This is a genomic window from Hydrogenophaga sp. (assembly GCF_036675665.1).
GTDB lineage: Bacteria > Pseudomonadota > Gammaproteobacteria > Burkholderiales > Burkholderiaceae_C > Hydrogenophaga.
On record NZ_JAKFEO010000009.1, the window covers coordinates 98,964 to 113,425 of the forward strand.

Here is a 14,462-nt window from a genome sequence, read left to right on the forward strand (position 1 = left end):
GGCAGCGGTGGGCGATTTCCCATTGTGTGCCGGACTCAGAAGACATCTCACCCCCAAAGGTAATCTATGAAAACTCTCATCTCCGCAATGATCGCTGCATTCATGATGGCTTCCGTTCCCGCGTTTGCTGCCAGCCATGCCGGCGGCAAAATGGACGACAAGAAAGTGGATTGCATGAAAGACGAAAACAAAGCCAAGGACGAGTGCAAGAAGAAGTGATTCGCACCGTCGCGAGAAAGGGCCCACCTCAGTGGGCCTTTTCTTTGGAATGAAACCTCTTCGTTTCGTGGAGACACTTCATGTTGATTCAGGCGGCCGTCTTTGTTGCCGGTCTCGTTGCACTGGTCTTCGGTGCGAGTGCGCTGGTGCGCGGTGCGTCCCGGTTGGCGTTGTCGTTCGGCATCTCTCCGCTGGTGGTGGGGCTGACCATCGTGGCTTTCGGCACCAGTGCCCCCGAGATGGCGGTGTCCACCAGCGCGGTGCTGGACGGCCAGACCGACATTGCCGTGGGCAACGTCGTGGGCAGCAACATCTTCAATGTGTTGTTCATTCTGGGCATCAGCGCGCTGGTGGCCCCTCTGATCGTGCACGTGCAGCTGATCCGCCAGGAGGTCCCCATCATGATCGGCTCCGCCCTGCTGTTGCTGGCGCTCGGTCTGGATGGCCGCATCAGCTGGTGGGACGGCGCCCTGCTCATGGCGGTGATGCTTGCCTACACCGTGTTCCTGATCGTGCAGTCGCGCCGGGAGTCCTCGGCCATCACCGAATACGACACCGCGCTCAAACCCCCCGAACGCGATGCCTGGGACGCCAGGTGGCCGGTGCAGATGGCCCTGATCGCTGTCGGGCTGGTGCTGCTGGTCGCGGGTTCGGACTGGCTGGTATCCGCCTCGGTGGTGTTTGCCCAGGCGCTGGGCGTGAGCGATCTCGTGATTGGCTTGACCATCGTCGCCGCGGGCACCTCCATGCCCGAAGTGGCCACCTCGCTCACAGCGGCGTTCAAGGGTGAGCGCGACATCGCGGTGGGCAACGTGGTGGGCAGCTGCACCTTCAACACCCTGGGTTGCGTGGGTCTGAGCGGCCTGGCCGCGGGCAGCCTGGGCCTGACCCTGGCCCCGTCGATCCTGACCTTCGACATCTGGGTGATGCTGGCTGCGCTGCTGGCCTGTCTGCCGGTGTTCCTGAGCGGCCGCGAGATCGCGCGGTGGGAAGGTGGCGTGTTCCTGGCCTACTACGTGGCCTATGTGGCCTACATGATCCTGGCTTCAAAGCACCACGATGCGCTGCCGGTGTTCTCGTCGGTCATGCTGGGTTTCGTGCTCCCCTTGACCATCGTCACCTTGGTGGTGAGCACCCTGCGCGGCAGGACACCGAACCCACCCCCCTGACTTTTTTTCAGCGCGGCGCTGTTGCTCGGCGCCGTGTTCAGCGATGGCGGGAACTTCGTCTCCAGGCTGGGCACGGCCGGTGCTCAATGCCGGTGCCGGTGGTGCGCATCGGGCACATGCGGGTGCGTGTGCTGCATCGGTGCATGCGTGTGCCAGTGGCTGTGGGCACCCTCGGGCATGGGCTGGTGTGCGTGCAGGTGGTGTCCGTCGTCGTGTGAATGGGCGTGTTCGTGCTCCAGCGCTTCGTGCGTGTGCGCGTGGCTGTGGCGCTCGATCAGGTGCAGCAACACGCCCAGCGCCATGAGTGCGCCGCCCGCGGCCATGAGGGCGCTGGCCGAGCGCTCGCCGAGCGCGAAGGCGCCCGCCGCGCCGATGAAGGGGGCAAAGGCAAACACCGACCCGGTGCGCGCCGCGCCAAAGGTGCGCTGGGCCAGCAGGTAGAAACGCAGGCTCAGGCCGTAGCCGCTGGCGCCCACGGCCAACAAGGCCAATGCATTGGCCCAGCCGGGGAGGGCTTCGCGCGCCATGAAGGCCAGGGCCACCGTGGCGCAGCTGCCCAGCAGTGCCTTGGCCCACACCACCTGGCCGGGGTCGCGGTCGGCCACGCCGCGCGAGAGCGTGTTGTCCACGCCCCAGGCTGCGGTCGCCAGTGCCACCGCCAGCAGGCCGAGCAGTTGCACCTGGCCCGCCAGGCCTTGCTCGACCACCAGCAGCGCGCCACCGGCGAGCAGCAGCAGCATGGCGCCGATCACGCGGCGGTCCATGGTTTCGCCAAACCAGCGCCAGGCCAGCACCGCGGTGAACACGGCTTCCAGCGTGAGCATGAGCGAGGCGCTTGAGCCGCTGGTGCGCTGCAGGCCCCAGGCCAACGCCACCGGCCCGATCACCGCGCCGCAGGCCGCCATGGCGAGCAGGCGGGGCAGATCGGCGCTGCGCAGTTGCGCCTCGCGTTGCGTGGGCTGGCGCAGCAGCAGGGCCACCAGCGCCGCGCCCGCGTAGAGCAGGGCGGCGGTGGTGAACGGGCCCACGTCGAGCCCGAAACGCTGCACCAGCGGGGTGCTCAGGCCGAACAGCACGGCGGCCACCAGGGCAAGCAGCCCGCCGCGCAGGGCCGGTGAAAACGATGTTCGGGTCATGGTCTTGGACAGTGGGCTTGAATGTGAAGCGTACGCCAGCGCACCGACCTTGGGGCCGTGTCGGGCGATGCTGCGGTGTTTTAACTGGGGGATACGCAATGGCTCAAAAAGCACAGATCGTCGGCAAGGTCGAATACCGCAGTGGCGACGGCCCGAATGTCGAAATCCGCCCTGGCCCGGTGGAGGTGACCATCGCTGTCAACGACGCCACGCTGAGCTGGACCGACGAAGAGACGCACGGCTCGGCGGCGATACCCTTGACCGACTTCAATCGCTATGTGGCGGAGGGGCTGATCAAGCTGGAGAACTGAGCGCCGTCAGCCGTCAGCCGTCAGCCGTCAGCCGTCACCGTGGCAGGCACAGGCCTCGCCTTGCGCGGCGGACACCAGCTCGTCCAGGATGCCGCAGTGTCCTTCATGCGTGCCCGAGCAGCGCGCCCGCAACTGGAGCAACTGCTTCTCCAGCGCCCGCATGCTCTTGAGGCGGGCACGCACGCGCGCCAGTTGCTCGTCCACCAGCCGATCGACGTCGCCGAAATGCGCCTCGGGCTTGTCAACGAAACCCAGCAGGCGGCTGACGTCGGCCAGCGGCATGTCCAGCGCCCGGCAGTGGCGGATGAATGACAGCCGTTCCAGGTGGGCCGCGGCGTAGTCGCGGTAACCGTTGTCGCGCCGCGCCGGCTCGGGCAGCAGACCCTGTTTTTCGTAGTAGCGGATGGTCTCGACGTCCACGCCCGTGGCTTGGGACAGTTCCTTGATCTGCATGGCACGACCTCCATTGAAATGGGTGGTTGACACTGTAGCGGCTCCAGGGTTTCCAATGCAGGCATCGAAAGGAAAAACCATGTCCGCTCATTGCTGTGACCACGACACCCCCAAGGCCGAGACCCTCGTCAACCTGCCGCGCTACCGCAAGATCCTCTGGATCGCCCTGATCGTCAACGTCGCCATGTTCCTGATCGAGATCGGCGCGGGCGTGCAGGCCGGATCGCTCTCGCTGCTGGCCGATGCGGTGGACTTCGCGGGCGATGCGCTCAACTACGCGGTCTCGCTCGCGGTGCTGGCCTCGGCGCTGGCGTGGCGCGCCCGCGCGGCCATCCTCAAGGCGCTCAGCATGATGGGCTTCGGCCTGTATGTGCTGGGGGCGGCGGTGTGGTCGGTGTGGCATGGTGGGGTGCCACAGGCCGTGACCATGGGCGCGGTGGCGCTGCTGGCGCTGCTGGCCAATGTGGTCGTGGCATGGATGCTCTACGCGTTTCGCGAAGGCGACGCCAACATGCGCAGCGTGTGGCTGTGCTCGCGCAACGATGCCATCGGCAACGTGGCGGTGTTCATGGCCGCGCTCGGTGTGTTCGGCACCGGCTCGGCCTGGCCCGATCTGGCGGTGGCCAGCCTGATGGCGGCGCTGGCCTTGCATGGCGGCTGGACGGTGCTGCGGCAGGCGAGGGGAGAACTGGGTGAGGACGCCGGCAAGGACCCGCATGGCCACGTCCACTGAGTGGCCCCGGCCGATGCGTTCGCCTGGGCCTACCGACCCTGGGTCTCGTCGTCCATGGCCTTCATGACCAGATCCGCCATCTGCCCCGCCTCTGGGCGAGGATCCCTGCGCAGTGCGCTGACCGTGCCCAGCCTGTCCTGAAGATCCTCGTCCTGGCTGGCCTTGAGTTTGCCTTCGAGTCGGTCGATGGGCACCTCGATGCCGACGATGGCGTTGAGCATCCTGTCGATGTAGGGCGCAGGTGCATCGCCTGTGCGCCACGGCGTCGGCTGGCCGGCCTCTTGAGCGTTCGTGAGGCGGTTCAGCATGTCGAGCAGCCAGGCGCGGTCCTGCACCGCGCGCGCCATGCCGTGCGCATGCGCCACCGCGTAGTTCCACGTCGGCACGACCTTGCCGTGCTCCGCCTTGCCCGGATACCAGCCGGGTGAAATGTAGGCTTGCGGCCCCTGGAAGATCACGACCGATGGCGTGTTGGCGGCGAGCTCGCGCCACACCGGGTTGGCCCGGGACACGTGGCCGATCAAGGTGCCGAACTCGCCACGCTTGCGGTCCAGGAACATGGGAATGTGGTTCGTGACCAGGCCCCCCGCGCCTTGACACACCCAGGTCGCCAGCGGATGCGACTCCACCAGCGCAAAGAGGTCCTCGCGGTCCGTGAATTGATGGCGTTGGGGAACGTACATGGCAAGCCTTCAGAAGCGGGCAACAGCGTGGCGCACCAGCAGCGCGGCCAACACCCACATGGTCACACCGATCAGACCGTCCAGCACCTGCCATGCCCGCGGGCGGGCAAACCAGGGCGCCAGCCAACGTGCGCCAAAGCCGAGCAGCCCGAACCAGAACAGGCTGGCCGTGCTCGCGCCGGCCACGAACCAGCCCCGCAGTGCCGCCGGTTGCTGCGCGCCAATGCTGCCCACCAGCAGCACCGTGTCCAGGTAGACATGGGGATTGAGCAGCGTGAACGCCGCCGCTTGCGCCACGGCCGCGCCACGGCTGAACGCCTCGCCACCCTCGGACGCTTCCAGCAGCTGCGGGTTGCGCGCGCGACGCAGGGCCTGCCATCCATACACGGCCAGGAAGGCGGCGCCTGCCAGCGCCAGCGCGCGTGCGATGCCGGGGCTGTCTGCCAGGGCCTGCGCCATGCCCAGCACGCCCGCCATGATCAGCACGGCGTCTGCCACGGCACAGAACAGCACCACGCTGCCCACGTGCTCGCGGCGAAGCCCCTGGCGCAGCACGAAGGCGTTTTGCGCGCCGATGGCCACGATGAGCCCGAGGCTCAGAAACAGGCCCTGGATGAAGACCGGCCCCGCGCCGGACAAGTTGGAGAAAAACGTCGTCATGCGGCGAGATTGCCAGCTTGGTGATGTGAAGGCAAACTGTCTTTGCTTCATTCACTTAAGAGATACTGCATTCATGCTGGACTATGCATCGCTGTCTGCGCTGGCCGCCGTGGTGCGCGAAGGCAGCTTCGAGCGCGCTGCCCGTGCGCTCAACGTGACACCGTCGGCGATTTCGCAGCGCATACGCTTGCTGGAGGAGCGCGTCGGCTGTGCGCTGGTGGTGCGTGGTCAACCCTGCCAGGCCACGGAGACGGGCAGGCGGCTGTGTCAACACGTGGACCGCGTGCGGCTGCTTGAACAGGAGCTGCAAGGCGCGTTGCCCGCGCTCGCGCCTGAAGAAGGCATTGCGCGGGTGGCGTTGCCCGTGGCGGTGAATGCCGACAGCCTGGCCACCTGGTTTGCCCCCGCGGTGGCCGCCTTCGCGGCACGGGCGCCGGTGCTGATGGAGGTGGCGGTGGATGACGAGGACCACACCGCCGAGTGGTTGCGCAGCGGTGCGGTGCTGGCCGCGGTCACCGCCTCTGCCCGGCAGGCGGTCGGCTGCAACAGCCAGCCCTTGGGCTCCATGCGCTACCTGGCGACCGCCAGTCCCGACTTCGTCGAACGCCACTTTGCCGGTGGTGTGGGCGCGGGCAGCCTGGCGCAGGCACCCAGCCTGCAGTTCAACACCAAGGACGCGTTGCAGGCGCGCTGGGTGAGGCGCCTGTGCCATCGGCATGTGGAGTTGCCCCGGCACACCTTGCCGTCGCCGCAGGCCTTCGTGGTGGCGGCCGTCGCCGGCATGGGTTGGGGTCTGCAACCGGAGGTGATGATCCGCGCCCAGCTGAAGACGGGCGCTCTCGTGGAGCTGGTGCCCGGCTCTTCGCTGGACGTGCCGCTGCACTGGCAACAGGCGCGTGCCGCGTCAACACTGCTCGATGGACTGACCCGACAGGTTGTTGCTGCCGCGCGCAACGTGTTGATGCCGGGCTGACCCGCCTCGGCCACGAGGGCAGGGCCGGGGCCGGCTTCATACTCCCGATCGTTGGAATCACAGGAGATGCCATGAGTGCCCTGACGCTTCACTACCACCCGCTGTCCTCGTGCTGCCACAAGGTGCTGATCGCCATCGACGTGCTCGGCATCGACGTCGACCTGCATTTCTTGAACCTGGCTGATGCAGCGGAGCGCTCTGCGCATCTGGCGCTGTGGCCCCTGGGCAAGATGCCGCTGCTGGTGGACCAGGGCAGGCCCATTCCCGAGACGAGCATCATCATCGAGCACCTGCAACGCCACCATGCGCGCCCAGGCCGCACGCTGATACCGCACGACCCGGACCAGGCACTTGCAGTGCGCTTGTGGGACCGCCTCTTCGACCTGTACGTGATGACACCGATGCAGGCCTTCACCGCCGATCTTCTGCGACCGGAGGGCGAGCGCGATGCACCCAGTGTGGCGCGGGCCCGAGACACGCTGACCTCGGCCTATGCGCTGATCGATCGCCAGCTTGAAGGGCGAACCTGGGTCGCCGGCGATGGGTTCAGCATGGCCGACTGCGCAGCCGCGCCGGCCTTGTTCTACGCCGTGACCTATGTGCCCTTCGCGCCGCAGCACACGCGCCTGGCCGCGTACTTCGATCGATTGATGGACCACCCGCCCGTGGCACGCACCATCGACCAGGCGCGGCCCTGGTTCAAGTTCTATCCGGGGCGCAGCGGTTTGGCCCGGCGCTTCCACGACCCGGCTGGCGCCGCGCCACCGACCGATTCCGCTCTCGGAAACCATCCCTGAGCACGATTCACCGTTCAGGATGAGCTCGCCGTCGTCTCCATCAGGCTGCGGGTGACGCGCGGCGGCTCCTCGCTCAGGTGGAAGGCCAGCTTGCGGTCGCGCAGCGCCACGTCGGCTGCGGTGACGCGGTCAAAACGCCGCAGGTGATCGGTCCAGGACTCGTCGACGATGACCTCGACGAAACGGCTGGGTTCGTGGATGTCGTGCAGCAGCTCCCACGACAAGGCGCCGTGGCGCAGGCGGCTGCGCCGCCCCTCGCCCAGCATCAGATCCCTGAATGCGGCCGCGCGCGCCGGATCGATGCGGTATTCGATCATCACCATCACTTGCCCCTTCGGTGGCGGCACCTCGATCTGCGGCGCCGGAAAAATGCGCTTGGGCGTGAGGTCGTCTTCCAGCCCGGCGTCGGGCATCAGGCGAATGGCCAGGAACATGGCGAGCAGCCCCGTCACGGCGGCAATGCCCAGGCTGACCGGCACGCTGGTCCAGGTGGCCACCTGGCCCCAGATCGCGGCCCCCAGGGCGCTGGCGCCCATGATCGCCATCTGATACATCGACATGCCGCGCGCGCGCACCCAGTCGGGCAGGCCCATCTGGATCGAGACGCTGAGTGTGTTGGCCGAAGTGATCCAGGCCGCGCCACCCAGAAACATCGCGGGAACCGCCAGCCAGACCTGGTCGGTCCAGGCCATGGTCGCCATGGCGCCGGCCTGCAGGGCGGCGCCGCGCAGGACGAGGCCGTCGCGCGGATAACGGCGGCGCAAGGCGGGCAGAAACGCCGCTGAAGCGATGGCGCCCGCACCCATGGCCGCCAGAAACAGCGTGAAAGTACCCGCACCGCCGCCCTGCATGCCGCGCGCCAGCAAGGCCAGCAGCGCCAGCAGCGCGGTCGAATGGAAGAAGAAGATCGAGATGCGCAGCAGCACGCCCTTCAGGTGGTAGGACTGGGCCACGTACTGCAGGCCCACGCGCATCGCGGTGCCCAGGCGCTCGCGCCCCAGCGGGTGCGGCTTGTGTTCGTGTTTCCAGCGGCTGATGATGACTGCGGCCACCAGCGACAGCACCGCGTTGAGCAGGAACACCCAGGCGCTGCCGACGCTGGCAATCAGCGCACCGGCCAGCAGCGGGCCGATGATGCGCGAGGCGTTCATCGACACGCCGTTGAGCGCCAGCGCCGCAGGCAACTGTTGCCGGGGCACGATCGTGGGCACGATGGCCGAGAACACCGGCCAGCGCATTGCCAAGCCGATGCCGTTGGCGAATGTCAGCGCCAGCAACAGGGGCGGTGACATCACGCCCAAAAAGATGAAGGCGCTCAGGATCGTCGCCACCACCGCCACCCACAGCTGGGTGACAAGGAAGTAGCGCCTGCGGTCCAGGCCGTCGGCCAGCGCGCCGCTGGGCAAGCCCAGCAGGAACACCGGCAAGGTGGAAGCCGTCTGCACCAGCGCGACCCACAGCGGCGTCGTGGTGAGCGAGGTCATCATCCAGGCCGCCGCCACATCGTTCATCCACATGCACACATTGGCCATGAGCCAGGTGATCCACAACATGCGGAAGACCGGCTGGCGAAGCGGCGCGATGGGAGACAGATCGTCGTCGGTGCGGGACATAGGGACACTAATGTAGAGGTCGGGATTCCTTTTCGCTGGAAAGGCTTGAATCACCCCAGGGAATCGAGCGCCGCGGAGGACGCACACACGCGGCAGACAGGGCTGCGCCAGTTGCTGGGCCCGAGGATGCGGAACGACGTTGCGCTTCAAGTTTCAGCGAAGCCATACAGCTTTGCCGGGTTGCCCGCCAGTATCCCGGGCTGCAAATCCTTGGGTGTCCAGGTTTGAAACAGATGCAGCAGTTGCCGAGCGTCCGGCTTCCGCCCTGAAGGCCTGGTGTGGGGCCAGTCTGAACCCCAGATCAAACGATCGGACCGAGCATCGATGAGCGACTCATGAATGCCGCGCACGTTCGCGAAATCGAGCGCCTGGTCCGAGATGTTTGCGATGCCGGAAAGTTTGATCCACACCTGGCCCAGGGTCAGCAATTGCCGCATCGCCCGAATGCCGTCGTGGTCAGGCCCGAGCTCGGCCGGTGCCCGGCCCATGTGGTCGATGACGATGGGTATGTCCGCGTTCGCCAACTGATCGGTGATGTCTGGAAGCAAACGACTGTCGGTGAACAACTGCAGATGGAGGCCGTGGTCTCGCAGCCGCTGCAACAACGGCTGAAACGCCGAGAACTTCACAAACCCACCCCCGCAGCGCGGATCACCTTCTTCGAAGTGCGCCATCCGCACACCTTTGACACCAGCGGCCGTCAGGCGATTCAACTCGGCATCCTTCACATGGACGTCAACTGCCGCCACGCCGACCAGGCGGTGTGGCTCCTGATTCAACGCGCTCAGCAGGACGCTGTTGTCTGTGCCGTAGAAGCTGGGTTGAACCACCACGCCGTGGGTGACCCCCAACGGTCCCAGCGTCGCCTTCCACCGCGCCAGGGAAGCGGGTTCGGGCGTGTAGGAACGCCCTGCCACCATCGGGTATTCATGGGTCGATGCGATGACGTGGAAGTGGCAATCGAAGATCACGGTGCTTGGGGTGGTGGCCTTCCGACGCTTCAGTCGCGGGTGATTTTCGCTTCCTTCACGATGCGTGCCGTGCGGTCGATCTCGCTGCGGATGAACGCCGCGTACTCGGCCGGAGAGCTTTCGCGCGTGTCCGAACCCAGTCGGGCAAACGACTCTTTCACCGCAGGGTTCTTCAGCACCTTGACGAGCGCCTGGCTCAGCTTGCCCACCAGTTCAGGGGATGCGCCGCCGGGCAGCACCAATCCAAGGGTGGTGGATGCATCGAAGTTCGGCACACCCGCCTCGGCCAGCGTCGGCACATCGGGGAGTTGTGTTGAGCGGCTCGCTGTGGTGACGGCCAGCGGTCGCAGCCTGCCGCCCTTGATCAGGGGCAGGACCGACGAAAGCTGGTCGAAATGCAGATCCACATGGCCGCCCGCCAGATCGGTGTTCGCTGGTGAACTGCCTTTGAAGGGAATGTGCGCGAAGCGCACGCCGGTGGCGTCTTGAAACAGCTCGCCGACGATGTGGTTGCCGCTGCCGCTTCCCGCAGAGGCCATGGTCATTCCACCGGGGTTTTCTTTGGCGGCTTTCAGAAGCTCCTGCACCGATTTCGCGGGCGACGAAGGGCCCACCACCAGGACCATGGGCACGCTGGCGATCAGACCAACAGGCGTGAAGTCCTTGACCGAGTCATAGGGCAGTTTGGGAAACAGCGAGGGTGCGGCGAGGTGGTTGATCGGCGAAGCCATGCCGATGGTGTAGCCGTCAGCAGGTGACTTGGCCACGGCGTCCAGTCCCAGTGTGCCCCCGGCCCCCGCCTTGTTTTCGACAACCACCGCTTGGCCGAGTTCTTTTTGAAGTTCAGGCGCAAGGATGCGGGCGCTGAGATCGACGTTTCCGCCGGGCGGGAACGGCACGATCAGTTTGATGGGCCTGTTTGGATGGACCGGCTGCGCCTGGATGAGGGCATGCGGCACCAGGGCACAGAGACTGACCAGCAGTGTCAGTGAGCGACGGGAAATCGGGTTCATGGTGTTGTCTCGATTCATGTTGTTGGTCTCCGCGGTGCGGAACATGCGCTAAAGGGGTTGGTTTCCTGAATGCACCTCAGCCCCAGACTCGTCCATGGCCGCACACAGGATGGACCCGCTGGTCGACTCGGTGCAGTACAGGGTCTTGCGGTCCGCGCCACCGAAAGCCAGGTTGGTCAGCGACGCGCCGATGTCGGTGGACAGCACCTGCACCGGTTCGGCCCGGTGGTTGAGCACCCACACATAGGCCAGTCCCGGGTTGGCCACCAGCAAGCGACCGGAGGTGTCCATGGCCAGGCCATCCGGGCCGCTGGGGCCATGGGAGGTGAAGAACTGCCCGGTCTTGGACACGCCACCGTCCGCCAGCAGCGGCATGCGCCAGACGCAGTTGCCGCGCGTCACTGCCACGAACAGGAACTTCTCGTCCAGTGACAGCACGATGCCGTTGGGGCTGGGCACGTTGGACAGCAGCAGATCGAGCCGACCCGATGGACTGAGCCGATAGACACGGCCCGTGGGGTCGTGCAGGCCGGTCTGCCCCTGGTCGGTGAAGTACAAGTTGCCCTGCGAGTCGAAGGTGAGGTCGTTCAAGCCCTTGAAGCTTTCGGTGTTGCGCCGACCCAGGTAGGGTCGCACCGCACCACTGCGGCTGTCCACCACCATCAACCCATTGCGGTAGTCCGTCACCAGCAGCTCGGTGGCGTTGAGGAACTTCATGCCATTGGGCTCGCCATCCCACTGCGCCACCAGCTCCCATTCACCCTGCGGGTCGATGCGAAACACACGCCCAAAGGGGATGTCGGTCACATAGAGGTTGCCAGCGCGGTCGAACACCGGACCCTCCAGGAACGAGTCCACCTCCCGGCCCCCCATGTTGGCGTCGCTCCAGCCCGTGCGTTGCTTCTGTCGAAACCGGGGCGGCAATGTCGTCCAGATGTCCAGTGGGCGCAGCTTCGGAGGGGTGAGCAACAACATGATGAAAACAGGGTCGGGTGCGGTTCGCAGGTGTTTCAGCGCTTCTCGAAAGCGGTGTTGGCGACGACCTTACCCCAGTTGTCGGTGCTGTCCTTGAGGATGGTCGCGAATGCCTGCCCCGTGACCTGGCGCGCCTCGGCGCCCATGCCCTGCGCGAAATTCTTCATGTCCTCGCTGGCCATGGCCTTCTCGATTTCCTTGTGCAGGCGCTGGAGCACTTCGACAGGGGTGTCTTGCGGCGCCCACAGACCGGTCCAGTTGACCACGCCAGGCCAGCTGACACCGGTCTCACGGAAGGTGGGCACGTCCGGCAAAGCAGCGAGGCGCTTGTCGCCACTGACCGCGAGCATGCGCAGCTTGCCACCCTTCACGTTGCCCATCAGGCCGGTGGTGGACGCGATCTGGAAATCGATGGTGTTGGACAGAATGTTGGTGGTCGCCTCGCCGGCACCCTTGAAAGGCACGTGCATGAACTTCACGCCCGCCGCAATGCCCAAGGCCTCGCTGGCAAAGTGGGGCGTCGTCCCAGGACCACCGGTGCCGTAGCTCACGGTGTCCGGCGCGCTCTTGGCCTTGGCGGCGAGATCGGCCAATGTCTTGTGAGGCGACTGGGCGTTGACCACCAGGCCCATGGGCGCAAACACGTAGGCCCCCACGGGAACCAGTTGGGTCGCGTGGTCAAAGGGCAGCTTCTTGAAGATGTGCGGCAACAGCGAATAGGTGGTGTCGTTGGCCAGCAGGGTGTAGCCATCGCCGGCCGACTGGGCGACCTGGTTGGCGCCGATGGTGCCGGTGGCGCCCGGCTTGTTCTCGACCACGAAGCTCTGGCCGGTTTGTTCGCTGAGTTTCTGGGCCATTTTCCGCGTCACCACGTCGACGGCACCACCGGGTGCATAGGGCACGATGATCTTGACCACGCGAGTGGGCCAATCGCTCTGGGCCTGCGCCGCCGATAGGCCCAGAACGGTCAATGCGGCGCCGGCCACCAGACCGAGGCGAATTCGGGAAAGTTTCATGTGTGTCTCCTGCTGGTTGAAGAATGGGTATTGAACGAGCCACGTGCGAGGCCCATTCGGGAAAGGTCAATGAGTGGCGCTGACCACGGTCCTTAGAACGTCCAACGTGTTGCGGGTCGCAGCAACACCCATGTTCACGTAGGCATCGCTGGTCACGCCGCCGATGTGGGGGCTGAGGACGAAACCCGGCTGGTGGTGGAAGACGTGGGGGACGGTCATGGGCTCGATGCAGAAGCTGTCGAGCCCAGCCATGCCGACCTGGCCCGATTGCACAGCGGCCAAGAGCGCGGGCTCGTCGATCAGTCCGCCGCGCGCGGTGTTCACCACGATCACCCCCGGCTTGCACCGGGCTAAGGTCTGCTCGTTGATCAGGCCCTTGTTCTCGGGTGTGAGGGGGCAATGCAGAGAGATTGCGTCGGCCTCGCGCCAGATGGTGTCCAGGTCCACAGCGGTCACGCAAGCCGGCAGGTTCTTCGCAAAAGGATCGAAGCCGATCACGCGCATGCCCACGGCGTCGGCCATCTTCGAAAAGCGCAGGCCGATGGCGCCCAGACCCACCAGGCCAACCGTGCGCCCACTCAGCTCCAGGCTCTTGTGCGTGGCCTTGTCCCAGTGGCCGTCGTGCATGCGCTGGTTCAGTTGCACGACCGACTTGGCGCAGGCCAGCAGCAGCGCCATGGCCTGTTCGGCCACGGCCGCCGCGTTGGCTCCCACGGCGGCCGTCACGGCAATGCCACGCTCTGCCGCTGCGGCCTTGTCAATGGTGTCGGTGCCGCTGCCATGTTTGGAGATCACGCGCAGCGCGGGCGCAGCGTCCATCACCTCGGCGTTCACGCCGCTGTAGCGCACGATGATGCCCACCGGGTTGTGCCGGCGGGCCAGCGCCACCACATCGGCCAGTTGCGGAGTCTTGCCAGCAAACACGACTTCATAGTCGCCCAGCAAGGCCAAGGCCTGGGAAGCCAGATCGGCCCCGGTGACGAGGATGACCGGTCGCGCGTTCACAGTGGTTCCCCCTCTTTGAGCACGCCAGCGGCCACCAGCGAAGCGTTGAGCCACGACGCCGAGGTGTTGCCCTGCTTGATCTGCTCGATGCGTTTGGCTTCGGCCTTGACCTTGTGTTCGGCCAGCGGCAGGAGTTCGGCCAGCTTCTCGCGCTCGATCACCACCACGCCGTCGCCGTCGCCAATGACGAAGTCACCGGGGCGCACCGTCACGCCGCCCACGCTGACCGGGTGGCCGATGCGCCCACCGATCTGCTTGGTCGGCCCGTTGGGGTTGGTGCCGACCGCGAAGACCGGGTAATCCATCTCGTCGATCTCCAGGCAGTCTCGCACCGCGCCGTCCATCACCACGCCGGCGAGGCCCAGCTGGCGGCAGGCCGTCATCATGATGGTGCCCATGAGCGCCGAAGTCTGGTCCCCCTTGCCGTCGATCACCAGCACGTCACCGGGTTTGGCGAGCGCCATCGCTGCGTGGATCATGAGGTTGTCGCCGGGGCGCACCTCCACGGTGAACGCCGGGCCGGCCACCTTCATGCGCGGGCGCAGCGCCTTGATGCGGCCGTGCAGCGCGCCTCGGCGACCGTTGATGTCCGAGAAGATGGCCGGCTGGTACCGGGCCGCTTGCGTCACCAATTCCGGTTCGATACGCGGGAAGTCTTTGATGATGTCGGGAAGAGACATGGGGGTTCCTTGATGGGATGAATGGAGCGTTGAACGCGGATGCGGTGACTGGACC

Annotated in this window: 17 protein-coding genes; 6 read left to right on the forward strand and 11 right to left on the reverse strand. The window is 66.0% G+C overall.

Features of this window, described 5'->3' with window-relative positions:
• Positions 1-66: 66 nt before the first annotated feature.
• Positions 67-219, forward strand: coding sequence for a hypothetical protein (locus tag V6M63_RS05975; RefSeq protein WP_156406418.1), 153 nt, complete (start codon positions 67-69; stop codon positions 217-219).
• 80 nt (positions 220-299) lie between these two features.
• Positions 300-1,388, forward strand: a complete 1,089-nt coding sequence (locus tag V6M63_RS05980) for a calcium/sodium antiporter (RefSeq protein ID WP_332740441.1) — start codon at positions 300-302, stop codon at positions 1,386-1,388.
• A gap of 83 nt (positions 1,389-1,471) precedes the next feature.
• Here V6M63_RS05980 and V6M63_RS05985 read toward each other — a convergent pair whose 3' ends face one another.
• Positions 1,472-2,524, reverse strand: coding sequence for a DMT family transporter (locus V6M63_RS05985; protein WP_332740443.1), 1,053 nt, complete (start codon positions 2,522-2,524; stop codon positions 1,472-1,474).
• A 98-nt stretch (positions 2,525-2,622) separates the two neighbouring features.
• On the opposite strand from V6M63_RS05985, the gene V6M63_RS05990 reads away from it, so the two are divergent.
• Positions 2,623-2,835 (forward strand): hypothetical protein, encoded by a 213-nt coding sequence (locus tag V6M63_RS05990; protein WP_332740445.1) that lies wholly within the window; start codon positions 2,623-2,625, stop codon positions 2,833-2,835.
• 27 nt (positions 2,836-2,862) lie between these two features.
• Here the strand turns inward: V6M63_RS05990 and V6M63_RS05995 are convergent, their stop codons facing one another.
• Complete coding sequence (locus tag V6M63_RS05995; protein WP_332740447.1) at positions 2,863-3,288, reverse strand: Cd(II)/Pb(II)-responsive transcriptional regulator; 426 nt, start codon at positions 3,286-3,288, stop codon at positions 2,863-2,865.
• A 79-nt stretch (positions 3,289-3,367) separates the two neighbouring features.
• On the opposite strand from V6M63_RS05995, the gene V6M63_RS06000 reads away from it, so the two are divergent.
• Positions 3,368-4,021, forward strand: coding sequence for a cation transporter (locus tag V6M63_RS06000; protein WP_332740449.1), 654 nt, complete (start codon positions 3,368-3,370; stop codon positions 4,019-4,021).
• Between the two features lie 29 nt (positions 4,022-4,050).
• On the opposite strand, the gene V6M63_RS06005 is transcribed toward V6M63_RS06000, so the two are convergent.
• Together V6M63_RS06005 and V6M63_RS06010 are read right to left on the reverse strand one after the other, a co-directional pair.
• Positions 4,051-4,704, reverse strand: a complete 654-nt coding sequence (locus V6M63_RS06005; RefSeq protein WP_332740451.1) for an FMN-binding negative transcriptional regulator — start codon at positions 4,702-4,704, stop codon at positions 4,051-4,053.
• Between the two features lie 9 nt (positions 4,705-4,713).
• Positions 4,714-5,364, reverse strand: a complete 651-nt coding sequence (locus tag V6M63_RS06010) for a LysE/ArgO family amino acid transporter (protein WP_332740453.1) — start codon at positions 5,362-5,364, stop codon at positions 4,714-4,716.
• Positions 5,365-5,437: 73 nt separating this feature from the next.
• On the opposite strand from V6M63_RS06010, the gene V6M63_RS06015 reads away from it, so the two are divergent.
• Together V6M63_RS06015 and V6M63_RS06020 are read left to right on the forward strand one after the other, a co-directional pair.
• A complete protein-coding gene (locus V6M63_RS06015; RefSeq protein WP_332740455.1) occupies positions 5,438-6,337 on the forward strand; it encodes a LysR family transcriptional regulator ArgP in 900 nt (299 codons plus the stop codon).
• 71 nt (positions 6,338-6,408) lie between these two features.
• Positions 6,409-7,134 carry a glutathione S-transferase family protein gene (locus V6M63_RS06020; protein ID WP_332740457.1) on the forward strand — a complete coding sequence of 242 codons (726 nt, stop codon included), beginning with the start codon at positions 6,409-6,411 and terminating at the stop codon, positions 7,132-7,134.
• 14 nt (positions 7,135-7,148) lie between these two features.
• Here the strand turns inward: V6M63_RS06020 and V6M63_RS06025 are convergent, their stop codons facing one another.
• From V6M63_RS06025 to V6M63_RS06055, 7 genes are all read right to left on the reverse strand, one after another.
• Positions 7,149-8,747, reverse strand: a complete 1,599-nt coding sequence (locus V6M63_RS06025) for an MFS transporter (protein ID WP_332740459.1) — start codon at positions 8,745-8,747, stop codon at positions 7,149-7,151.
• A 146-nt stretch (positions 8,748-8,893) separates the two neighbouring features.
• The gene (locus tag V6M63_RS06030) at positions 8,894-9,718 is read right to left on the reverse strand and encodes an amidohydrolase family protein (protein WP_332740460.1); all 825 of its coding nucleotides are present in this window, start codon (positions 9,716-9,718) and stop codon (positions 8,894-8,896) included.
• A gap of 29 nt (positions 9,719-9,747) precedes the next feature.
• A complete protein-coding gene (locus tag V6M63_RS06035; RefSeq protein ID WP_332740462.1) occupies positions 9,748-10,776 on the reverse strand; it encodes a Bug family tripartite tricarboxylate transporter substrate binding protein in 1,029 nt (342 codons plus the stop codon).
• A 3-nt stretch (positions 10,777-10,779) separates the two neighbouring features.
• Complete coding sequence (locus V6M63_RS06040) at positions 10,780-11,706, reverse strand: SMP-30/gluconolactonase/LRE family protein (RefSeq protein WP_332740464.1); 927 nt, start codon at positions 11,704-11,706, stop codon at positions 10,780-10,782.
• A 35-nt stretch (positions 11,707-11,741) separates the two neighbouring features.
• Complete coding sequence (locus V6M63_RS06045; protein ID WP_332740466.1) at positions 11,742-12,722, reverse strand: Bug family tripartite tricarboxylate transporter substrate binding protein; 981 nt, start codon at positions 12,720-12,722, stop codon at positions 11,742-11,744.
• Between the two features lie 66 nt (positions 12,723-12,788).
• Positions 12,789-13,727 carry an NAD(P)-dependent oxidoreductase gene (locus tag V6M63_RS06050; RefSeq protein WP_332740468.1) on the reverse strand — a complete coding sequence of 313 codons (939 nt, stop codon included), beginning with the start codon at positions 13,725-13,727 and terminating at the stop codon, positions 12,789-12,791.
• Entirely contained in the window at positions 13,724-14,407 is a 684-nt protein-coding gene (locus tag V6M63_RS06055; protein ID WP_332740470.1) for an RraA family protein, read from the reverse strand. The genes V6M63_RS06050 and V6M63_RS06055 overlap by 4 nt, the downstream gene beginning before the upstream one ends.
• Positions 14,408-14,462 lie beyond the last annotated feature (55 nt).

Bases quoted from the DNA above. Each gene is read 5' to 3' on its own strand.
- V6M63_RS05975 (WP_156406418.1), top strand. From the start codon at position 67: ATGAAAACTCTCATCTCCGCAATGATCGCTGCATTCATGATGGCTTCC.
- V6M63_RS05980 (WP_332740441.1), top strand. From the start codon at position 300: ATGTTGATTCAGGCGGCCGTCTTTGTTGCCGGTCTCGTTGCACTGGTC.
- V6M63_RS05985 (WP_332740443.1), bottom strand. From the start codon at position 2,524: ATGACCCGAACATCGTTTTCACCGGCCCTGCGCGGCGGGCTGCTTGCC.
- V6M63_RS05990 (WP_332740445.1), top strand. From the start codon at position 2,623: ATGGCTCAAAAAGCACAGATCGTCGGCAAGGTCGAATACCGCAGTGGC.
- V6M63_RS05995 (WP_332740447.1), bottom strand. From the start codon at position 3,288: ATGCAGATCAAGGAACTGTCCCAAGCCACGGGCGTGGACGTCGAGACC.
- V6M63_RS06000 (WP_332740449.1), top strand. From the start codon at position 3,368: ATGTCCGCTCATTGCTGTGACCACGACACCCCCAAGGCCGAGACCCTC.
- V6M63_RS06005 (WP_332740451.1), bottom strand. From the start codon at position 4,704: ATGTACGTTCCCCAACGCCATCAATTCACGGACCGCGAGGACCTCTTT.
- V6M63_RS06010 (WP_332740453.1), bottom strand. From the start codon at position 5,364: ATGACGACGTTTTTCTCCAACTTGTCCGGCGCGGGGCCGGTCTTCATC.
- V6M63_RS06015 (WP_332740455.1), top strand. From the start codon at position 5,438: ATGCTGGACTATGCATCGCTGTCTGCGCTGGCCGCCGTGGTGCGCGAA.
- V6M63_RS06020 (WP_332740457.1), top strand. From the start codon at position 6,409: ATGAGTGCCCTGACGCTTCACTACCACCCGCTGTCCTCGTGCTGCCAC.
- V6M63_RS06025 (WP_332740459.1), bottom strand. From the start codon at position 8,747: ATGTCCCGCACCGACGACGATCTGTCTCCCATCGCGCCGCTTCGCCAG.
- V6M63_RS06035 (WP_332740462.1), bottom strand. From the start codon at position 10,776: ATGTTCCGCACCGCGGAGACCAACAACATGAATCGAGACAACACCATG.
- V6M63_RS06040 (WP_332740464.1), bottom strand. From the start codon at position 11,706: ATGTTGTTGCTCACCCCTCCGAAGCTGCGCCCACTGGACATCTGGACG.
- V6M63_RS06045 (WP_332740466.1), bottom strand. From the start codon at position 12,722: ATGAAACTTTCCCGAATTCGCCTCGGTCTGGTGGCCGGCGCCGCATTG.
- V6M63_RS06055 (WP_332740470.1), bottom strand. From the start codon at position 14,407: ATGTCTCTTCCCGACATCATCAAAGACTTCCCGCGTATCGAACCGGAA.